This window comes from Streptomyces sp. NPDC059695, assembly GCF_042733785.1.
Taxonomy (GTDB): Bacteria; Actinomycetota; Actinomycetes; order Streptomycetales; family Streptomycetaceae; genus Streptomyces.
In genome coordinates this window covers 203,786-223,076 of record NZ_JBHWFF010000012.1, presented here as the reverse complement: position 1 = coordinate 223,076, position 19,291 = coordinate 203,786, and the positions used below count along the sequence as shown (strand labels likewise).

The 19,291-nt window shown below is 72.3% G+C and carries 17 protein-coding genes; 7 read left to right on the top strand and 10 right to left on the bottom strand.

All coding sequences use genetic code 11. The features are described from left to right. Nucleotides 1–158: 158 nt before the first annotated feature. From ACFV2S_RS17685 to ACFV2S_RS17660, 6 genes are all read right to left on the bottom strand, one after another. A complete protein-coding gene (locus tag ACFV2S_RS17685) occupies nucleotides 159–857 on the bottom strand; it encodes an ester cyclase (protein ID WP_385559436.1) in 699 nt (232 codons plus the stop codon). Between the two features lie 51 nt (nucleotides 858–908). Beyond that, nucleotides 909–1,928 (bottom strand): hydroxyacid dehydrogenase, encoded by a 1,020-nt coding sequence (locus ACFV2S_RS17680; RefSeq protein WP_385559433.1) that lies wholly within the window; start codon nucleotides 1,926–1,928, stop codon nucleotides 909–911. A 17-nt stretch (nucleotides 1,929–1,945) separates the two neighbouring features. Continuing rightward, nucleotides 1,946–2,797 (bottom strand): carbohydrate ABC transporter permease, encoded by an 852-nt coding sequence (locus ACFV2S_RS17675; protein ID WP_383800906.1) that lies wholly within the window; start codon nucleotides 2,795–2,797, stop codon nucleotides 1,946–1,948. Then, a complete protein-coding gene (locus ACFV2S_RS17670) occupies nucleotides 2,794–3,738 on the bottom strand; it encodes a carbohydrate ABC transporter permease (protein ID WP_383800909.1) in 945 nt (314 codons plus the stop codon). Before ACFV2S_RS17670 ends, ACFV2S_RS17675 begins: the two co-directional genes overlap by 4 nt. 4 nt (nucleotides 3,739–3,742) lie before the next feature. Continuing rightward, on the bottom strand, nucleotides 3,743–5,059 hold the full coding sequence (locus tag ACFV2S_RS17665) for an ABC transporter substrate-binding protein (RefSeq protein ID WP_385559429.1): 1,317 nt from the start codon (nucleotides 5,057–5,059) through the stop codon (nucleotides 3,743–3,745). Nucleotides 5,060–5,161: 102 nt separating this feature from the next. Next, nucleotides 5,162–6,259, bottom strand: a complete 1,098-nt coding sequence (locus ACFV2S_RS17660; RefSeq protein ID WP_385559426.1) for a substrate-binding domain-containing protein — start codon at nucleotides 6,257–6,259, stop codon at nucleotides 5,162–5,164. 197 nt (nucleotides 6,260–6,456) lie between these two features. Between ACFV2S_RS17660 and ACFV2S_RS17655 the strand changes: the two genes are divergently transcribed. Further along, nucleotides 6,457–8,283: a DUF2264 domain-containing protein gene (locus tag ACFV2S_RS17655; protein WP_385559423.1), complete on the top strand. Its 1,827-nt coding sequence runs from the start codon at nucleotides 6,457–6,459 to the stop codon at nucleotides 8,281–8,283. A gap of 5 nt (nucleotides 8,284–8,288) precedes the next feature. Here ACFV2S_RS17655 and ACFV2S_RS17650 read toward each other — a convergent pair whose 3' ends face one another. Next, on the bottom strand, nucleotides 8,289–9,062 hold the full coding sequence (locus ACFV2S_RS17650; RefSeq protein WP_385559420.1) for an SDR family NAD(P)-dependent oxidoreductase: 774 nt from the start codon (nucleotides 9,060–9,062) through the stop codon (nucleotides 8,289–8,291). Between the two features lie 28 nt (nucleotides 9,063–9,090). Further along, complete coding sequence (locus tag ACFV2S_RS17645; RefSeq protein WP_385559417.1) at nucleotides 9,091–9,765, bottom strand: MOSC domain-containing protein; 675 nt, start codon at nucleotides 9,763–9,765, stop codon at nucleotides 9,091–9,093. Nucleotides 9,766–9,845: 80 nt separating this feature from the next. Here ACFV2S_RS17645 and ACFV2S_RS17640 point away from each other — a divergent pair, with 80 nt between their 5' ends. After that, nucleotides 9,846–10,739, top strand: coding sequence for a LysR family transcriptional regulator (locus ACFV2S_RS17640; protein ID WP_383794411.1), 894 nt, complete (start codon nucleotides 9,846–9,848; stop codon nucleotides 10,737–10,739). 72 nt (nucleotides 10,740–10,811) lie between these two features. Here ACFV2S_RS17640 and ACFV2S_RS17635 read toward each other — a convergent pair whose 3' ends face one another. Then, nucleotides 10,812–11,186: a WhiB family transcriptional regulator gene (locus ACFV2S_RS17635; protein ID WP_383794408.1), complete on the bottom strand. Its 375-nt coding sequence runs from the start codon at nucleotides 11,184–11,186 to the stop codon at nucleotides 10,812–10,814. Between the two features lie 431 nt (nucleotides 11,187–11,617). On the opposite strand from ACFV2S_RS17635, the gene ACFV2S_RS17630 reads away from it, so the two are divergent. From ACFV2S_RS17630 to ACFV2S_RS17615, 4 genes are all read left to right on the top strand, one after another. Continuing rightward, complete coding sequence (locus ACFV2S_RS17630; RefSeq protein ID WP_003948568.1) at nucleotides 11,618–12,229, top strand: response regulator transcription factor; 612 nt, start codon at nucleotides 11,618–11,620, stop codon at nucleotides 12,227–12,229. A 243-nt stretch (nucleotides 12,230–12,472) separates the two neighbouring features. Next, complete coding sequence (locus tag ACFV2S_RS17625; RefSeq protein WP_359675790.1) at nucleotides 12,473–13,075, top strand: sigma-70 family RNA polymerase sigma factor; 603 nt, start codon at nucleotides 12,473–12,475, stop codon at nucleotides 13,073–13,075. Between the two features lie 140 nt (nucleotides 13,076–13,215). Further along, entirely contained in the window at nucleotides 13,216–14,718 is a 1,503-nt protein-coding gene (guaB, locus tag ACFV2S_RS17620) for an IMP dehydrogenase (protein WP_385559412.1), read from the top strand. A 106-nt stretch (nucleotides 14,719–14,824) separates the two neighbouring features. Further along, nucleotides 14,825–15,949: a GuaB3 family IMP dehydrogenase-related protein gene (locus ACFV2S_RS17615; RefSeq protein WP_383794403.1), complete on the top strand. Its 1,125-nt coding sequence runs from the start codon at nucleotides 14,825–14,827 to the stop codon at nucleotides 15,947–15,949. A 56-nt stretch (nucleotides 15,950–16,005) separates the two neighbouring features. Here ACFV2S_RS17615 and ACFV2S_RS17610 read toward each other — a convergent pair whose 3' ends face one another. Continuing rightward, nucleotides 16,006–17,247, bottom strand: coding sequence for a nucleotide sugar dehydrogenase (locus ACFV2S_RS17610; RefSeq protein ID WP_385559408.1), 1,242 nt, complete (start codon nucleotides 17,245–17,247; stop codon nucleotides 16,006–16,008). Nucleotides 17,248–17,527: 280 nt separating this feature from the next. Here ACFV2S_RS17610 and ACFV2S_RS17605 point away from each other — a divergent pair, with 280 nt between their 5' ends. Continuing rightward, entirely contained in the window at nucleotides 17,528–19,234 is a 1,707-nt protein-coding gene (locus ACFV2S_RS17605; protein ID WP_385559405.1) for a glycerol-3-phosphate dehydrogenase/oxidase, read from the top strand. Nucleotides 19,235–19,291 lie beyond the last annotated feature (57 nt).

Below are 19,291 nucleotides of genomic sequence, written 5' to 3'. Positions count from 1 at the left end.
TCCCTCTCCGCGGGCGCCCGGCCCCCCCCCCCCCGGCCCCCCCCCCCCCCCCCCGCGCGCGCCCCCCCCCCCCCCCCCCCCGCCGGGGCGCCCCGGGGGGGGCCCCCCCGGGCCTCGGTGCGTTCTCGGGACACCCCCCGGGGGGGATGCCGTGACGATCAGGCCTCCACGGCCCCGAGCTGCCCCATGAGCCCGAGCATGTCGTACATCCACCAGCCCTCGACGGCCTTGCCGTCCTCCCGGAAGCGCTGGACGAGCATCCCGGTCATGCTCACCTCCATCCCGGTGGGCTGGAGCCCCATGAAGTCGCCGACATGGGTGCCGTTCCAGGTCCAGCGCGAGCAGACCCGGTCGCCGTCGGCGATCTGGTCCTCGACGGTGAAGGTGAAGTCGAACGCGGCCCGCCACATCTCCGCCTGGCGCCGTACCGCGTCCATGCCGACCGAGTCGTTCGGGTTGGTCGGATCGTGGTCGTGGTAGCCCTCGGCCAGCACCTCGTCGAGCGGCGCGAGCTCCCCGGGGGCCGAGACCAGCTCGAAGAAGCGGCGGGACGACGCCTTGTACATCTGCTCGTCCCGGACCACGTCCAGGTCGGTGAAGGTCGGCATCTCGTCACAGAGCGCGACCATCTCCCGGAAGATCCGGTCGGTCTCGGGGAGCTGCGAGTTCCGCATGGCCACGTCGTACGAGGGGAACTCGACGATCTCCACGACGTGCGAGGCGTCCGAGCGGTCCTTGCCGACGATGCTGTGCATCGCCGTCCGCTTGCCCTGGGTCTGCTCGACCCACCGGTCCATGAGCCGGTTCAGGTCCTCCACCCGGCTCGTCCTGCAGTCGATGATCTGCACGAATGTCATGACGCCTCCCGACCCCGGTAGGACCTCTCCAGTCTAGGTGGGATGGGCCGGTCAGGCCGATCGGGTCAGGTCCGACGCCCGGACCTCCTCCGCGAACGGCTCCCCCCTGCCGTAGCGCGCCACCTCGTCCAGGGCCTGGTCCGCCATGCGGTGGAGTTCGTTGCCCAGGGAACCGGCGACGTGCGGGGTGAGCAGGACGTTCGGGAGGGTGTAGAGGGGGGAGTCCGGGGGCGGGAGCTCCGGGTCCGTCACGTCGAGGATCGCGTGGAGGCGGCCCGAGACGAGGTGGGGGAGGAGCGCCGTCTCGTCGACGAGGGACCCCCGGGCCGTGTTGACCAGGGTCGCGCCGTCCTGCATCGCCGCCAGCTGCGCCGCGCCGATCATGCGGTACGTGGAGGGGAGTTGGGGCGCGTGGACCGAGACGACCGTGCTGCGGGCGCACAGTTCGTCGAGGCCGACGAGCTCCACGCCGGGCGGCGGGACGTCCACGTACGGGTCGTACAGCAGGATCTCGACGTCGAAGGGGCGCAGCAGGTCGACGACCCGGCGGCCGATGCGCGAGGCGCCGACGATGCCGATGGTGCGGCGGTAGTTGCCCCAGGTGGCGGACTCCTCCAGCCAGGCGTGGTCGGTGCGCAGTTCGCCGTACCGCTGGGCGGAGCGCAGGACCTGCTTCCCGGCGAAGAGGATCGCGGCGAGCGTGTACTCGGCGACCGGCAGCGCGTTGGCCGCGGCGGCCGAGGTGACGCGCAGGCCGCGTTCCCAGCAGGCCTCGGTGACGTGGTGCTTGACGGAGCCGGCCGCGTGGACGACGGCGCGCAGACGGGGCGCGCGGTCGAGGACCTCGGCGGTGAGCGGGGTCGCTCCCCAGCAGGTGAGGAGGACCTCGGCCTCGGCGAGGGCGGCGGCGACCCGCGGGTCGGGGCCGGTCAGGTCGTGGGCGACGAGGTGGGGGTCGGTGTCCGCGAGTCCGGCGAGACGGGTCCGGTGGGCGTCCGTGAGGAGGCGTCCGTCGATGCCCGGGCCCATGGCCAGGAGGACGGTGGGCCGGTTGTCGGTGGTCGGGTGCATCGTGGTACCTGTGCTCCTCACTTGACGCTGCCGGCCGTCAGGCCGGCCTTCCAGTGGCGCTGGAGGGAGACGAAGGCGACGACGAGGGGGACGACGGCGAGCAGGGATCCGGTGACGACGAGGGGGTAGTAGTCGGGTTCCGCGTGGGCGTTGCTGTTCCACGCGTACAGGCCGAGGCTCACGGGGAAGAGCTTCTGGTCCGAGAGCATGACCAGGGGGAGGAAGAAGTTGTTCCAGACGGCGGTGAACTGGAAGAGGAAGACGGTCACGAAGCCGGGCATGACCATGCGCAGGCCGATGGACCAGAAGACCCGCATCTCGCCCGCTCCGTCGATGCGGGCGGCCTCCAGGGCCTCGTCGGGGATGTAGCCGGCGCAGAAGACCCGGGAGAGGTAGACGCCGAAGGGGTTGACGAGGACGGGGATCAGGACGGCCCAGTAGGTGTTGACGATGCCGACCTCGCTGGCGAGGAGGTACATCGGCAGGGCGAGCGCGGTGGTGGGGACGAGCACGCCCAGGAGGACGAGGCCGAAGAGCTTCTCCTTGCCCCGGAAGTCGTAGACGTGGAAGGCGTATCCGGCGGCGACGCTGACCAGCGAGCAGGCGAGGGCGCCGAGGCCCGCGTAGAGGAGGCTGTTGGCGTACCAGTGGAAGTAGATGCCGTCGTTGTACTCGGCGAGCCGGGAGAGGTTGCCGCCGAGGTCGAAGCCCTCGAAGGAGAAGGCGTCCCCGGCGAGGAGGCCCCCGGCGTCCTTGGTGGCTGCGGTGAGCAGCCAGACCAGCGGGAAGAGCATGTAGACGACGGCGAGGACGAGGGCGCCGTTGACGGCCGCCTGGGAGAGCCATCGGTTCGGGGAGCGGGTGCTCATGCCGTCTGCTCCTTCCGGGCCGGGGCGGCCTTTCGCGCGGGGGCCGGCCGCCGCGCCGTGCCGGCCTTGCGGCGGCCGGTCAGCCGGGTCACCGCGAAGGAGAGCAGCGCCGCCGTCAGGGCGAGGAGGACGGAGGCCGCGGCGGCGAGCCCGTAGTCGTTGCGGTCGAAGGCCGCGGTGTAGGCGTACATGTTCGGCGTCCAGGTGGAGGTGACGGCCGAGCCGGTGCCCTTGTTGAGGATGAGGGGCTCGGTGAAGAGCTGGAGGGAGCCGATGATCGTGAAGAGGGCGACCATCGCGAGCGAGGCCTTGACCAGGGGGACCTTGATGGAGAAGGCGATGCGCCAGGCCCCGGCGCCGTCGACGGTGGCCGCTTCGATGACGGAGCGGTCGATGGCCTGGAGGGCGGCGTAGAAGATGACCATGTTGTAGCCGAGCCACTCCCACAGGGCGATGTTCACGACGGACGGCAGGGTGCCCTCGGGGGAGAAGAAGTCGAAGCCGACGCCTCCGGCCTCCATGGCCTGCACGACCGGGCTGAGCTGGGGCGTGTAGAGGTAGACCCAGATCAGGGCGGCGATGATGCCGGGGACGGCGTGCGGCAGGAAGAGCGCGAGCTGGAAGAAGCGGCGGGCGCGGGCGAGCGCCGAGTCGAGGAGGAGGGCGAGGCCGAGGGCTCCGGCGAGCAGCAGAGGGATGTAGAGCAGGCAGTACCCGAAGAGGACGCCGAAGCCCTCCAGGAAGGCCCGGTCACCCAGCGCCGCGGTGTAGTTGTCGAGGCCGGTGAAGATGGTCTCGGTGCCGCCGAAGCCCAGTCCGGACTGCTTCTCGGTGAAGAGGCTGAGCCAGACCGCGTATCCGATCGGCACCACCATCACCGCGGTGAACAGGACGAAGAAGGGGGTCAGCAGGAGCGTGGCGGCGCGGGTGCGGGCCTTCACCGGGTCAGCCCTCGACCTTCAGGCCGCGCTTGGTGAGCTCGGCGACGGTGGCGTCGTGGCCGCCCTTGACGGCGTCGGCGATGCCGGGGCCGCCCTGGGCGATCTTGCCGAAGCGGTCCTTGATCGCGGTGTTGGTGGTGCCGGTGGTCGGGCCCCAGGACCAGTGGGGGTTGATGGATGCGCCGGCCGCCTCGAAGAGGGCGTAGATGTCCTGGCCTCCGTAGAAGCTCGCGTCGAACGCCTGCTTGGCGACGGGGCGGAGGCTCGCGGCGGCCGGGAAGGCGCTGGAGGTGCCGGAGGCGATCCGGGCCTTGATGCCGGCCTCGGTGGTGGACATCCACTCGGCGAAGGTGACGGCCGCGGCCTTCTGCCTGCTGTCCTTGGTCACGGCGAAGGAGGTGCCGCCGAGCATGCCGCTGGCGGGCTTGCCGTCCCAGGTGGGGATGGGCGCGACGGCCCACTTCCCGTCCATCTCGGGGACGTTGCCCTTGAGGACGCCCGCGCCCCAGGAGGCGCCGAGGTAGCCGACGGTGGTGCCGTTCTTGAGGGAGCCGACCCACTCGGGGCTGAAGGAGGCGTCCTTGTGGACGAGGTCGGCGTCGAGGAGGCCCTGCCAGTAGGCGGTGACCCTGGTGGTGGCCGGGTCGGTGGTGTTCACCTTCCAGGTGTCGTTCTCGGCCTTGAACCACTGGGCGCCGGCCTGCCAGGCCATGGCCTCGAAGGTGGTCGGGTCGTCGGGGAAGAAGGTGGCGATGCGGGCCTTGGCGTCGGCCTTCCTGACCTGCTCGGCCGCCTTCTTGAACGCGTCCCAGGTGGTGGGCACCTGGACCTTGTACTTCGCGAAGAGGTCCTTGCGGTAGAAGAACGCCTGCGGGGCGGCGTCGAAGGGGACGGCCCAGGACTTCCCGCCGAGGGTGGTGAGTTCGACGGACTGCGGCAGGAGCTTGGCGCGGTCGGCCTCGGTGAACTGGTCGCCGATGTCCTGGAGGGCGCCGGAGCTCACGAACTCGGGGAGCGAGGAGTACTCGATGGAGACCAGGTCGGGGGCGTTGCCCGCCTTCACGGCGTTGGAGATCTTGGCGTAGCCGCCGGCGGTGCCGGAGGGGATCTCCTCGAACTTCACCTGGATGTCGGTGTGGGAGGCGTTGAAGGCGTCCACGACGTCCTTGGAGCCCTTGGCCCAGCCCCAGAAGGTGAGGGTCACGGGCCCGTTCGGCTTGCTGGCGGTGTCGTCACCGCCGCCGCCGCAGGCCGTGAGGACGGCCAGGGCGGTGGCGGTGCCGGCTATGACGCGGGACGTTCTGCTCCAGGTACGGGTCACGGCACGGCTCCTGAGGGCGGGGCGGCTGGGAGGTTGTGGCCGTGATCCTGTGACCGTTCATGACCGAAGTCAAGAGCGAAAGATTGATTGATCGAAAAAAGATCAAACTGTGGGTGTCGTGTCCGCCCCGCACGAGGCCCGCACCCGCAGCCACGGCAGCAGGCTCAGATGGCGCCGCGCCGCGTCCTCGCCGGGCCCCTCCGTGAGCCGCTCCACCAGGAGTTCCGTGGCGTGCCGCCCCACCTGGCGCTTCGGCGGGGCGACCGCCGTCAGCGGGGTGTCGGCGAGGGCGGCGACCTCGTCGTCGTACGCGATCAGGGCCAGGTCCTGCGGCACCCGCACGCCCAGGTCGGCCAGGCGCTGCACGATCTCGATCGCGTCCACGTCGTTGTGGACCAGGGCCGCGCTCGCCAGACCCGAGCCGACGGCCTCGTGCAGCGCCCGCACCGCCCGCTCGAAGCCCTCCGGGTCCGCCTCCGCCGGTACGGAGTCGATGACCGGGCGCGGCTCCTCCAGGCCCAGCGTCCCCAGCGCCTCGGCGTATCCCGCGCGCACCGCGAGCGCGGTCGGGGAGTCCCCGCGGGCCACGAGCAGCGGCGTCGCGTGGCCGAGCGCGAGGAGATGGCGCAGCGCGAGCAGCACCCCGTGGGCGTGGTCGGAGGCGACCCGGTCCAGGCCGTCGAGCGGGCTGCCGGGCTCGGCTCGGCGCTCCAGGAGCACGGCCGGCACGGGCAGTTCGGCCAGCCAGTCCCCGTAGGCGAGCCGGTCCTCGGGGCCCCGCCAGCCGGGCGCGACGAGGACGCCCTCGGCGCCCGCGGCGAGGAGCCCCTCGGTGCGGGCGCGGTCCTCCTCCGGCCGGTAGTCGGAGATCCGCAGCACCAGCCGCGCCCCGGCGCGGGCCGCCGCCTCGTGGGCCCCCCGGATGACCTCGGCGAAGTAGTACGTGGCGGAGGGTGCGAGCAGGCCGAGGACCAGGCCCTCGCCGGAGCGTCCGCCGGCGGGGGCGCCCTGCCGCCGGGGCCAGGACACCTGGCCGTGCACCCGGTCGAGCAGGCCCCGGCCGGCCAGCACCTCGACGTCGCGGCGGGCGGTGACGGGGGAGACCCCGAGGCGTTCGGCCAGTTCGGAGACGCGGGCGGTGCCGCGCTCGCGCACCAGGGCCAGCAGTCGGTCGTGTCGTTCGGCAGCGCTCTCGCGCACGGCGGTTCCCCCTCGCGGTGGTGGTGGTCCGTCGACCCCAGGGTGGGCCCGGCGGACCGGGGCCGCCCACCCTAGCCGAGAAATGATCGAACGACGGAAGTTTCGATCATTCGCTCTGCTTCTCTTGACGTTCGATCGGTGTCTGTCCAGGATTCCCGGCGACGCAGACGTCGCCGCACGGAGCCCCAGGGAGCATCATGCCCACGCCGCCCGAGAACCGTGAGCTCAGCCCGTACACCGGCTGGACCCGCGCCCACTGGGAGGCCGCGGCCGACCGACTCCTCCTGGACGTGCGCCCGTTCGCCTCGCCGGGGCGCGGCCTCGTCGACCTCCCCGGGGCCCGTCCCAGCTGGTCGGGACCCCGCTCCGACGGCCTGGAGGGCTGGGCCCGCACCTTCCTCCTCGCCGCCCTCCGCGTGGCGGGCGCCCACGGCGAGGACCCGCACGGCCACCTCGGCCGGTACGCCGCCGGGCTCGCCGCCGGCACCGCGCACCCCGGACGGGAGGACCGCGAGTCCTGGCCCGCGATGGCCGGCACCCGCCAGGCGGTCGTCGAATCCGCCTCGGTCGCCCTCGGCCTGCGCCTCACCCGCCCCTGGCTCTGGGACCGCCTCGACGACCGCACCCGGCAGCGGGCCGCCGACTGGCTCCTGCCCGCCCTCGAACCGTCCCCGGTCGACAACAACTGGTGGCTCTTCGGCCTCACCGTCGCCGGCTTCCTCCGGGACGCCGGGATCGAGACCGACCGCGCCGCCGCCACGATCGACCGCTCCCTCGCCCGCATCGAGGACTGGTACCTGGGCGACGGCTGGTACAGCGACGGCGACAACCGCGCCTTCGACCACTACAACGCCTGGGCCCTGCACTTCTACCCCGTCCTCCACGCCCACCTCGCCGGGGAGGAGGACCTCCTCGACCGGTACGGTCCCCGGCTGCGCGCCCACCTCGACACGTACGTCCACCTCTTCGACGCGAACGGCGCCCCCGTCCCGTACGGGCGGTCCCTGATCTACCGCTTCGCCGCGGCCGCCGCCCCCTGGCTCGGCACCCTCACCGGCCACACCCCGCTCACCCCCGGCGCCACGCGCCGCCTCGCCTCCGGCAGCCTGCGGTACTTCCTCGACCGCGGCGCCACCGACGAGCGCGGACTCCTCGGCCTCGGCTGGCACGGCCCGTACCCGCCGCTCGTCCAGGAGTACTCGGGCCCCGGCTCCCCCTACTGGGCGTCCAAGGGATTCCTCGGCCTCCTCCTGCCCGCCGGCCACCCCGCCTGGACCGACCCCGAGGAACCCCTGCCCGCGGAACGCGCCGACACCGTCCGCCCCGTCGCCCCCGCCGGGCTGCTCGTCCAGACCACCGCGGCCGACGGGCTCGTACGCCTCCACAACCACGGCAGCAACCACGTCCACAGCGCGCCGGGCGAGGCGGACGACCCCGGCTACGCCCGGCACGCCTACTCCACCCGTACCGGACCCAGTACGGGCACGGCGCCCGCCGACAACCACTTCGCGCTGCTCGTCGACGGCAGGCCCACCACCCGCGGCCCCGCCACCCCGCTCACCACCGGCCCCGACCGGGCCGCCTCCCTGCACCGTCCGCTGCCCGGCGTCCGGGTCCTCTCCGCGACGCTCGTCCACGGCCGCGCCGAGCTCCGCGCGCACCTCGTCCTGGGCGCCCCGGAGGGGACCCCCGTACGGCAGACCGGCTGGGCCGTCACCCCGGACGGCCCGCACGCGCAGCTCCACCCGGTCCACGGCTACCGGCCCGACGTCCTGGAACTCCCCACCGGGGAGACCCTCCAGGGCCCGGGGACCCGCACCCTCGCCCTCCACGGCGCCACGCACGGCCCGGCCGCCCTCTTCGTGGCCCTCGCCTCCCTGACCGCCGAAACCGGCCCCGCCCCCGCGCCGGACCTCGCGGACGTCCGGGTCACGGGCCCCCACGCCCTCACCGTGACCTGGCGGAACGGCACCGCCGCACACCTCGATCTCGAAGAGCTCGCGGCCCTGGAACCGCCCCTCTGAAGGGCCTACTCCGGCCCGTACTTGCGGCCCGCCTTGGAGGACACCCCGCCGAGCAGACCGCGCGGCGCCAGCTTCACCACACCCATGAGGGCCTTGTAGCGCGGGTCCGGGATCGACAGGGTCCTCCCCCGCTCCAGGTCGGCGAGCGCCGCCGTCACCAGCTTGTCCGCGTCGAGCCACATCCAGCCCGGGATGTTGTCCGTGCCCATCCCGGCCCGCTCGTGGAACTCGGTCCGCACGAAGCCGGGGCAGAGCGCCATCAGCCGCACCCCGCTTCCCGCGAGGTCCCGCGCCGCGCCCTGGGTGAACTGCACGACCCAGGCCTTCGAGGCGCCGTAGGTGCCGCGGGGCAGGAAGGCCGCCACCGACGCCACGTTCACGACGGCGCCCCGGTGGCGCGCCTTCATCGAGGCGGCCGCCGCCGAGGTCAGCCGCAGCACCGCCTCGCAGTGCACCGTCAGCATCTTCAGCTCGTCGGCCATGGAGACCTCGAGGAACCGGCCCCTGTTGCCGAAGCCGGCGTTGTTCACGAGCATGTCCACCGGCCGCTTCGGGTCCGAGAGCCGGGCCTCGACGGCGGCGATGCCCTTCTCCTCGGAGAGGTCCGCGGAGAGCACCTCGGCCTCGACGCCGTGCCGGTCGTGCAGTTCGGTCGCCTGCTCCCGGAGCCGCTTCACGTCCCTGGCCACGAGCACGACGTCGTGGCCGTCCGCCGCCAGTCGCCGTGCGAAGGCGGCTCCGATGCCCGCGGTGGCGCCCGTAATCAATGCTGTCGTCATACGGGCAACCTAGTGCCCCGTTCCGCGCCTACGGCTTGGCGTACTTCTCCTTGTACTGGCGGGCGAGCGCCAGGAGTCCGGACTCCATCCACTCGGCGGCGGCCAACGTGTCGGGCAGCAGGGCGCGTTCGGTGGTCGCCGCGCGGTGCAGCAGCGCCACGGTGATGTCGTGGTCCGGCCGGTGCAGCACCGTGATCGGGTCGCCGGCCCGCACCTCGCCCGGCACGATCACCCGCAGCAGCGCGCCCGGACCGGCCTCGGACCGCGTGAACCGCTTCACCCAGCCCTTCTCCTCGACGAAGCCCGCGAAGGTACGGCACGGGATGCGGCCGCCGGTCACCTCCAGGACCACCTCCTCGCCGATCCGCCACCGCTCGCCGATCAGCGCCCCGTTCACGTCGAGGCCGCGGGTGGTGAGGTTCTCGCCGAACGAGCCGTTGACCAGCTCGCGGCCGAGCTCCCGCTCCCACAGGTCCATGTCCTCCCGGGCGAAGGCGTACGCCGCCCGGTCGTCGCCGCCGTGGAAGCGCAGGTCGCAGACCGCGTCCCCGGCGACCCCGCTCGCCCCGACGCCGGGCGCGCCCGGCGCCTCGATCCGCACGGGCCCCTCCACGGGGCGCTTGTCGATGCCCGTCATCCCCGAGGCGGCGTCCGTGTACTCCACGGGCCTGGCGCGGCCCACATTCACACTGAGCAAGGTCATGTGGGCACTTTACGGGCGCCGATCTCAAAGTAGCTCGCGAGAACAGGAAGCTTCACCCAAGAGTCGCTTATGCTGGACGCATGATCGAGGCCCGCCACCTCCGCGTCCTGCGCGCCGTCGCCGCCACCGGCTCCTTCTCGGCCGCCGCGCGCGAACTCGGCTGCACCCAGCCCGCCGTCAGCCAGCAGATGAAGGCGCTCGAAGCCTCCGCCGGCACGCCGCTGCTGATCCGCACCGGACGCGAGATGCGCCTCACCCAGGCCGGCGAGGTCCTGGTGCGCCACGCCTCCGGCATCCTCGCCGGGCTCACCGCCGCCGAGGAGGAGGTCGCGGCCATCGCCGGGCTCCGTGCGGGCCGCGTCCGCCTCGTCTCGTTCCCGAGCGGCAGCTCCACCCTCGTGCCCACCGCGCTCGCCGCGCTGCGGGCCGCGCACCCCGGCACCCGGGTCTCCCTGGTCGAGGCCGAACCGCCGCGCTCGATCGAGATGCTCCGCGAAGGCGACTGCGACATCGCCCTGGCCTTCCGGTACGGGGCGGGGCAGGCCGAGTGGGACGACCTGGTGGTCCGACCGCTCCTCGCCGACCGGCTCGTCGGCCTGGTGCCCGAGGGGCACCGGCTCGCCGACGCCGGGGCGGTCGGCATCGCGGAGCTCGCGGACGAGTCCTGGATCGCGGGCTGCCCGCGCTGCCGCCGCCAGCTGGTGGACGTGTGCGAGGAGGCGGGCTTCACCCCCCGCATCGACTTCGCCACCGACGACTACCCGGCCGTGGTGGGCCTGGTCGGCGCGGGTCTGGGCGTCGCCGTCCTGCCGGAGCTGGCCATCGAGTCCGTACGTCCCAAGGGGGCGCGGACCGTGTCCGTGGAGCCGGCCGTGGAGCGGGAGATCGTGGCCCTGACGCTGCCCGACCTCGCGCAGGTCCCGGCCGTCGCCGCCACGCTCGACGAACTGATGCGTGCGGCCACGCGCGCGTAGGCGACGCGCGCGGGCCCACGGGTCCGACCGGGTGCGGTTCGGCCGCTCAGAGCATCAAGAAGAAACGTTCCTTCACATGCGCTCCCCGAGGGATGTCATCGACGTCATGGATGTCACGGACGTGGCGGACGTGACCGGCGGGGAGGCCGGCGCCGTCGTGATCAGGCGATTGCGCGCGCGTCCCATGAGCTCTTCGCGTTCGTCCTCGGTGAGGCCGCCCCATACGCCGTAGGGCTCCCGCACGGCGAGTGCGTGGGCCGCGCACTCCGCGCGCACCGGGCACCGCATGCAGACCTCTTTCGCCGAGTTCTCACGCGCACTCCGTGCCGCGCCGCGCTCTCCCTCGGGGTGGAAGAACAGGGAGCTGTCGACGCCGCGGCAGGCCGCGAGCAGTTGCCAGTCCCACAGATCGGCGTTGGGTCCGGGAAGGCGGGAGAAATCTGCCATAGCGCTTGTCCCCTTGAAACCGTGTCGAACGGATTGGTGGGCGGGTGGATGGCTGATGGCCGGGGGTCCTCGGACCCCGGCAGGTCCGGTGGCTGCACCTACTGTCGAAGTAGATGTAAATATGACTCATTGCGAATCTAGCCACAGACACTGCGAAAAGGGAAGAAATCCCGCTAAATGGGGCATAGCCTTCGATGTTGGGACGAACGACCTGCGCCACTCTCCTCCGCGCACGACTCCTCACGTAGAGTGCCGAAGACGCCGTCCGACCCGTAACTCTTTCGAGTGACCGTCGTTGAGAGTGTGGAGGCGGTTGAAGGAACAAGCGATCGGGCAAACGTCCGAGAGCGTCAACCGCACAGGTGACGATACGTACAGCCCTGGAGGCTCAAGGTGACGCGCAACAGCTGCGAGAGCCGCGGAGGTCAGGCATGACATCCGTCCTCGTCTGCGACGACTCCCCGCTTGCCCGAGAGGCGCTCCGCCGCGCGGTCGCGACCGTGCCCGGCGTCGAGCGCGTGACCACCGCGGCCAACGGCGAGGAAGTCCTCCGCCGCTGGGGCGCGGACCGCTCGGACCTGATTCTGATGGACGTGCGGATGCCCGGTCTGGGCGGCGTGGAGACCGTCCGCCGGCTGCTCTCCGCGGACCCCGGCGCCCGCATCATCATGCTCACGGTCGCCGAGGACCTCGACGGCGTCGCCCTCGCGGTCGCCGCGGGCGCCCGTGGCTACCTGCACAAGGACGCCTCGCGCGCCGAGCTGCGGGCCACGGTCACCCAGGCGCTCGCCGACCCGACCTGGCGGCTCGCCCCGCGCCGCCTCCGTTCGGCCGAGATGGGCGCCGCGCCCACCCTCACCGCGCGCGAGATCCAGGTCCTCGAAGGCATGAGCCACGGCCGGTCCAACGCGGAGATCGGGCGCGAGCTCTTCCTCTCCGAGGACACGGTCAAGACCCACGCCCGACGCCTCTTCAAGAAGCTCGGCGCCTCCGACCGGGCGCACGCCGTGGCGCTCGGATTCCGCTGGGGCCTGGTCCGCTGAATCGCAGGTCACCTGCCGTCTCCCCGTCCTCGCCCGCGTCCGTCGTGGGGTGGACGGGGTGGGCTTGTGTCACTTCCCCGCGGAATGCCGCATCCTTGAGATGTGGAGTTCCTCGGGGACGAGTCGATCGAGCGGGAGGGGAGGGCGCGGGAAATGAGTACCGGCGCACCTGCTCATAACGCTTCGGTGCACAACTACGGACGCGGTGCCACGAACGCCGAGGCGTCGGGGCACCATGGAGCGATGCGCGACGACGAGACCGTGGGTTCCCCCATGCCTGCCGGGCAGGGGGAGATCGGCGCGCTCGTCCGCCGCGCGGTCGACGGCGACGCGCAGGCCACACACGACCTGCTCGCGCGGGTCCACCCGCTCGCCCTGCGGTACTGCCGCACCCGCCTCAACCGGCTGCCCGGCGACGCCCGGCACTTCGTCGAGGACCTGGCCCAGGAGGTCTGCGTCGCGGTCCTGATGGCGCTGCCGCGCTACAAGGACACGGGCAGGCCCTTCGAGGCCTTCGTCTTCGCCATCGCCGGACACAAGGTCGCCGACCTCCAGCGGGCCGCCATGCGGCACCCGGGGTCCACCGCCGTGCCCTCCGACGAGATGCCCGAGCGGCCCGACGACTCCCTCGGTCCCGAGGAGCGCGCACTGCTCAGCGACGACGCCGAGTGGGCCAAGAAGCTGCTCGCCAACCTCCCGGAGAACCAGCGCGAGCTGCTCGTGCTGCGGGTCGCGGTCGGACTGACCGCCGAGGAGACCGGACAGATGCTCGGGATGTCCCCCGGCGCCGTCCGGGTCGCCCAGCACCGCGCCCTCAGCCGGCTCCGCGCACTGGCCGAGCAGTAAGCCTTGCCGGGCACCCTCATCCCTTTCGTACACGTGCGAACGTCCAAAGCTTCCCGCTGATCTTGATCGTGGAATGAGACACGGCTCAGGCCCGTTAGCATGGACATCCCGCACCGATCAAGGCCATTTGGGAAGGTGTCATGACTGCCAACGTCGACGGAGTGCCCGAGAAATTCGCGACACTCGGGCTGACCTACGACGACGTGCTGCTCCTGCCGGGCGCGTCCGACATGGCGCCCGACCAGATCGACACCGCCTCGTACATCTCGAAGAACGTGCGGGTGAACATCCCGCTGCTCTCCGCCGCGATGGACAAGGTCACCGAGTCCCGCATGGCGATCGCCATGGCGCGGCAGGGCGGTGTCGGCGTACTGCACCGCAACCTCTCCATCGCCGACCAGGCCAACCAGGTCGACCTGGTCAAGCGCTCCGAGTCCGGCATGGTCTCGGACCCGATCACGGTCCACCCCGACGCCACGCTGGCCGAGGCCGACGCGATCTGCGCCAAGTTCCGCATCAGCGGCGTCCCGGTCACCGACCCGGCCGGCAAGCTGCTCGGCATCGTCACCAACCGCGACATGGCCTTCGAGTCGGACCGCAGCCGCCAGGTGCGCGAGGTCATGACCCCGATGCCGCTCGTCACCGGCAAGGTCGGCATCTCCGGCGTGGACGCCATGGAGCTGCTCCGCCGCCACAAGATCGAGAAGCTGCCGCTGGTCGACGACGCGGGCCTCCTCAAGGGCCTCATCACGGTCAAGGACTTCGTCAAGGCCGAGAAGTACCCGAACGCCGCCAAGGACAAGGAAGGCCGCCTGCTCGTCGGCGCGGCCGTCGGCGTCGCCGGTGACGCGTACGAGCGCGCCCAGGCCCTCATCGAGGTCGGCGTCGACTTCATCGTCGTCGACACCGCCCACGGCCACTCCCGCCTGGTCGGCGACATGGTCGCCAAGATCAAGTCGAACTCCTCGGTCGACGTCATCGGCGGAAACGTCGCCACCCGCGACGGCGCCCAGGCGCTGATCGACGCCGGTGTCGACGGCATCAAGGTCGGCGTCGGCCCCGGCTCCATCTGCACCACCCGCGTGGTCGCCGGCATCGGCGTCCCGCAGGTCACCGCGATCTACGAGGCCTCCCTCGCCGCCAAGGCGGCCGGCGTCCCGGTCATCGGCGACGGCGGCCTGCAGTACTCCGGCGACATCGCGAAGGCCCTCGTCGCGGGCGCCGACACGGTGATGCTCGGCTCGCTGCTCGCGGGCTGCGAGGAGTCCCCGGGCGAGCTGCTCTTCATCAACGGCAAGCAGTTCAAGTCGTACCGCGGCATGGGCTCGCTCGGCGCCATGCAGTCCCGCGGCGACCAGCGCTCCTTCTCCAAGGACCGCTACTTCCAGGAGGGCGTCGCCTCCGACGAGAAGATCGTGCCCGAGGGCATCGAGGGCCAGGTGCCCTACCGCGGCCCGCTCTCGGCCGTCGTCCACCAGCTGGTGGGCGGTCTGCGCCAGTCAATGTTCTACGTCGGCGGGCGCACGGTTCCGGAGCTTCAGTCGAACGGCCGCTTCGTCCGGATCACCTCGGCGGGCCTCAAGGAGAGCCACCCGCACGACATCCAGATGACGGTCGAGGCGCCGAACTACAGCAGGAAGTAACACAGCGCGACGCACGGGGGCGGTTCCGGCATGTGGCCGGAGCCGCCCCCCGTGCTTGTGTCGGGGATACTGGTAGGCGCAGACGTAGAGGGAAAGGCCACACATCGTGACTGAGATCGAGATCGGGCGCGGCAAGCGCGGCCGCAGGGCGTACGCGTTCGACGACATCGCCGTCGTGCCGAGCCGGCGCACCCGGGACCCGAAGGAGGTCTCGATCGCCTGGCAGATCGACGCCTACCGCTTCGAGCTCCCCTTCCTGGCCGCCCCGATGGACTCGGTCGTCTCGCCGCAGACCGCCATCCGCATCGGCGAGCTGGGCGGCCTCGGCGTCCTGAACCTGGAGGGTCTCTGGACCCGGTACGAGGACCCGCAGCCGCTCCTCGACGAGATCGCCGAGCTGGACGAGGCGACCGCGACCCGCCGTCTGCAGGAGATCTACGCCGCCCCGATCAAGGAAGAGCTGATCGGGCAGCGCATCAAGGAGGTGCGCGACTCCGGTGTCGTCACCGCCGCCGCGCTCTCCCCGCAGCGCACCGCCCAGTTCTCCAAGGCCGTCGTCGACGCCGGCGTGGACCTCTTCGTCATCCGCGGCACGACGGTCTCCGCCGAGCACGTCTCGGGCGCGGCCGAGCCGCTGAACCTGAAGCAGTTCATCTACGAGCTGGACGTCCCGGTCATCGTCGGCGGCTGCGCCACGTACACCGCGGCCCTGCACCTGATGCGCACCGGCGCGGCCGGTGTCCTGGTCGGCTTCGGCGGCGGCGCGGCGCACACCACCCGCAACGTCCTCGGCATCCAGGTCCCGATGGCGACCGCGGTCGCCGACGTGGCCGCGGCCCGCCGCGACTACATGGACGAGTCCGGCGGCCGGTACGTGCACGTCATCGCCGACGGCGGTGTCGGCTGGTCCGGCGACCTGCCGAAGGCGATCGCCTGCGGCGCCGACGCCGTGATGATCGGCTCCCCGCTGGCCCGTGCCACGGACGCGCCCGGCAAGGGCCACCACTGGGGCATGGAGGCCGTCCACGAGGACGTGCCGCGCGGCAAGCTGGTCGACCTGGGCATCGTCGGCACCACCGAGGAGATCCTCGCGGGCCCGTCGCACACCCCGGACGGCTCGATGAACTTCTTCGGCGCCCTGCGTCGCGCGATGGCCACCACGGGCTACAGCGAGCTCAAGGAGTTCCAGCGCGTCGAGGTCACCGTCGCGGACGCCCAGCACAAGCGCTGACCGTTCCGCAGCCGACGAAGGGCCCCGCACCGGGTGGTGCGGGGCCCTTCGGGGTCTCAGAGCCGGTGCGCGGCTCCCGCGGGGGTGGCGCCCCGCGTGTCGAGGAGGAGCTGGGCCTTCACGGAGAGGCCCTGGAGGTCGTACGTGCGGTGCTGCTGGAGCAGGACCGTGAGGTCGGCGTGGGCGGCCGCCTCGTAGAGGGAGTCGGCGCGGGGGACCGGGAGGTCGCGGACGCGCCAGTCGGGGACGTGGGGGTCGTGGTAGCTGACGGCCGCGCCCAGGTCCATGAGGCGGCGGGCGATCTCGTCGGCGGGGGAGCCCTGCCGGTCGGGGAGGTCGGGCTTGTACGTGATGCCGAGGAGCAGGATCCGGGCACCGCGGGCCGACTTGCCGTGCTCGTTGAGGAGGGTGGCGGCGCGCTGGACGACGTACTGCGGCATGCGCTCGTTGACCTGGCCGGCGAGTTCGACGAGGCGCAGCGGGCGGTGGCCGCCCACCGTGTCGACGGGGACGCCGTGGCCGCCGACGCCGGGGCCGGGGCGGAAGGCCTGGAAGCCGAAGGGCTTGGTCTCGGCGCAGCGGATGACGTCCCACAGGTCGACGCCGAGCTCGTGGCAGAGGACCGCCATCTCGTTGACGAGGGCGATGTTGACGTGCCGGAAGTTCGTCTCCAGGAGCTTGACGGTCTCCGCCTCGCGGGGGCCACGCGCGCGTACCACCTTGTCGGTGAGCCGGCCGTAGAAGGCGGCCGCCGCCTCGGTGCAGGCGGGGGTGAGGCCGCCGATGACCTTGGGGGTGCCGGTGTAGCCGGGGGTGCGGCTGCCGGGGTCGAGGCGGCCGGGGGAGTACGCGAGGTGGAAGTCGCGGCCGGCGCGCAGGCCGGAACCCTCCTCCAGGACGTCGCGGAGGAGGCCCTCGGTGGTGCCCGGGGGGACCGGGGACTCCAGGAGGACGGTGGTGTGCGGGCGCAGCCGGGCGGCGAGGGCGCGGGCGGCGTCGGTGACGGCGGTGAGGTCGAGGGTGCGGTCGGGGCCGGAGGGGGTCGGGGCGCAGAGGACGGCGGTGCGGACCCGGCCGAGCTCGGCGGGGTTGGTGGTCGGCCGGAAGCCCCCCGCGAGCATCCGGCGGATCTCGGGGGTGGTGAGGGGGCCGTCGACGGGGGAGCGGCCGGCGGCGAGTTCGGCGACGGGGCGGGGGTCGGTGTCGTAGCCGATGGTGTCGATGCCTGCGGCGGTGGCGGCCTGGGCCAGGGGGAGTCCGTGGTGGCCGAGGCCGATGACGGCGAGATCAGCGGGCATGGGGGGTGGGCCGTCCTTCCCAGTAGCCGGAGGGGACGCGAGGCGCAGGCCCGGTGGAGAGAACGGGTCGAGCGCAATGTCAGACTAGGCGTAAATATGACCGATCTGCGGCATTGTGCGGTCGAAGGTCGCCGAGTGTTATCCACAGGTCGGTGGCGAGACGGTGGCTGAAGTCGCGGGACCGGGCCAGAATCGAGCTGTGAGCCGGACCGCACGGGCCCGGTTCACCGTGTGCGTACGGCGGGTGTGGGACAGACGGGGGACGACGGGAGGCAGCAGCGTGAGGACAGCGACACTGGGACCCGCGGAGCGCGCCGAGGCGCTCGCGGCCATGGCCGAGCGAGAGCTGGACGTGCTGGTCGTCGGCGCCGGAGTGGTCGGCGCCGGGACGGCCCTGGACGCCGTCACGAGAGGGCTCTCGACCGGCATCGTGGAGGCCCGCGACTGGGCCTCGGGCACCTCCAGCAGGTCCAGCAAGCTCATTCACGGCGGCCTGCGCTATCTGGAGATGCTGGACTTCGCCCTCGTCCGGGAGGCGCTCAAGGAGCGCGGCCTCCTCCTGGAGCGGCTCGCACCGCACCTGGTGAAACCGGTCCCCTTCCTCTACCCGCTCCAGCACAAGGGCTGGGAGCGGTTCTACGCCGGATCCGGAGTCGCGCTGTACGACACGATGTCGCTCTCCTCCGGCCACGGCCGCGGACTCCCCGCGCACCGGCACCTCTCCCGGCGGAGCGCCCTGCGCGTCGCGCCCTGTCTCAGGAAGGACGCCCTGGTCGGCGCCCTGCAGTACTACGACGCCCAGATGGACGACGCCCGCTTCGTCACCACCCTCGTCCGCACCGCCGCCTCCTACGGCGCCAAGGCCGCCAGCCGGGCCCGCGTCGTCGGCTTCCTCCGCGAGGGCGAGCGGGTCGTCGGCGCGCGCGTCCAGGACGTCGAGGCCGGGGAGGCGTACGAGATCCGGGCCCGGCAGATCGTCAACGCCACCGGTGTGTGGACCGACGACACCCAGGCCCTCATCGCGGAGCGCGGCCAGTTCCACGTCCGCGCCTCCAAGGGCATCCACCTCGTCGTACCCAAGGACCGCATCCACTCGACCACCGGACTGATCCTGCGCACCGAGAAGTCCGTGCTGTTCGTCATTCCCTGGGGGCGCCACTGGATCGTCGGCACCACCGACACCGACTGGGACCTCGACAAGGCCCACCCCGCCGCCTCCAGCGCCGACATCGACTACCTCCTGGAGCACGTGAACACCGTGCTCGCCACCCCGCTCACCCGGGACGACGTCCAGGGGGTCTACGCGGGCCTGCGGCCCCTCCTCGCCGGAGAGTCCGACGCCACCAGCAAGCTCTCCCGCGAGCACACCGTCGCCCACCCGGTCCCCGGCCTCGTGGTCGTCGCCGGCGGCAAGTACACGACGTACCGCGTGATGGCGAAGGACGCCGTCGACGAGGCGGTGCACGGACTCGACCAGCGCGTCGCCCCCTGCGTCACCGAGGACACCCCCCTCCTCGGCGCCGAGGGCTACCGCGCCCTGTGGAACGCGCGGGCCAGGATCGCCGCGAGAACAGGGCTGCACGTCGTCAGGGTCGAGCATCTCCTCAACCGCTACGGCTCCCTGACGGAGGAGATCCTCGACCTGATCGCGGCCGACCCCGGCCTCCGCGAACCGCTCGCGGCGGCCGAGGACTACCTGCGCGCCGAGATCGTCTACGCCGCCTCGCACGAGGGCGCGCGCCACCTCGACGACGTCCTCACCCGGCGGACAAGGATCTCCATCGAGACCTTCGACCGGGGCACGCTCAGCGCCCGCGAGTGCGCGGAACTCATGGCGCCGGTCCTCGGCTGGGACGAGCGCCAGATCGAGAAGGAGGTCGAGCACTACGAGAAGCGGGTGGAGGCGGAGCGCGAGTCCCAGCGGCAGCCCGACGACCTGACGGCGGACGCCGCGCGGCTCGGGGCGCCGGACATCGTGCCCCTCTGACGGAGCGTCCGGGGGACCCCCGTCCCGGGGGAACCTCGGGGCCGTGCGGAGGCGTCG

Excerpts from the sequence above, each read along its gene's own strand:
- ACFV2S_RS17685 (WP_385559436.1), bottom strand. The coding sequence starts at position 857 with ATGACATTCGTGCAGATCATCGACTGCAGGACGAGCCGGGTGGAGGAC.
- ACFV2S_RS17680 (WP_385559433.1), bottom strand. The coding sequence starts at position 1,928 with ATGCACCCGACCACCGACAACCGGCCCACCGTCCTCCTGGCCATGGGC.
- ACFV2S_RS17675 (WP_383800906.1), bottom strand. The coding sequence starts at position 2,797 with ATGAGCACCCGCTCCCCGAACCGATGGCTCTCCCAGGCGGCCGTCAAC.
- ACFV2S_RS17655 (WP_385559423.1), top strand. The coding sequence starts at position 6,457 with ATGCCCACGCCGCCCGAGAACCGTGAGCTCAGCCCGTACACCGGCTGG.
- ACFV2S_RS17650 (WP_385559420.1), bottom strand. The coding sequence starts at position 9,062 with ATGACGACAGCATTGATTACGGGCGCCACCGCGGGCATCGGAGCCGCC.
- ACFV2S_RS17645 (WP_385559417.1), bottom strand. The coding sequence starts at position 9,765 with ATGACCTTGCTCAGTGTGAATGTGGGCCGCGCCAGGCCCGTGGAGTAC.
- ACFV2S_RS17640 (WP_383794411.1), top strand. The coding sequence starts at position 9,846 with ATGATCGAGGCCCGCCACCTCCGCGTCCTGCGCGCCGTCGCCGCCACC.
- ACFV2S_RS17635 (WP_383794408.1), bottom strand. The coding sequence starts at position 11,186 with ATGGCAGATTTCTCCCGCCTTCCCGGACCCAACGCCGATCTGTGGGAC.
- ACFV2S_RS17630 (WP_003948568.1), top strand. The coding sequence starts at position 11,618 with ATGACATCCGTCCTCGTCTGCGACGACTCCCCGCTTGCCCGAGAGGCG.
- ACFV2S_RS17625 (WP_359675790.1), top strand. The coding sequence starts at position 12,473 with ATGCGCGACGACGAGACCGTGGGTTCCCCCATGCCTGCCGGGCAGGGG.
- guaB (WP_385559412.1), top strand. The coding sequence starts at position 13,216 with ATGACTGCCAACGTCGACGGAGTGCCCGAGAAATTCGCGACACTCGGG.
- ACFV2S_RS17610 (WP_385559408.1), bottom strand. The coding sequence starts at position 17,247 with ATGCCCGCTGATCTCGCCGTCATCGGCCTCGGCCACCACGGACTCCCC.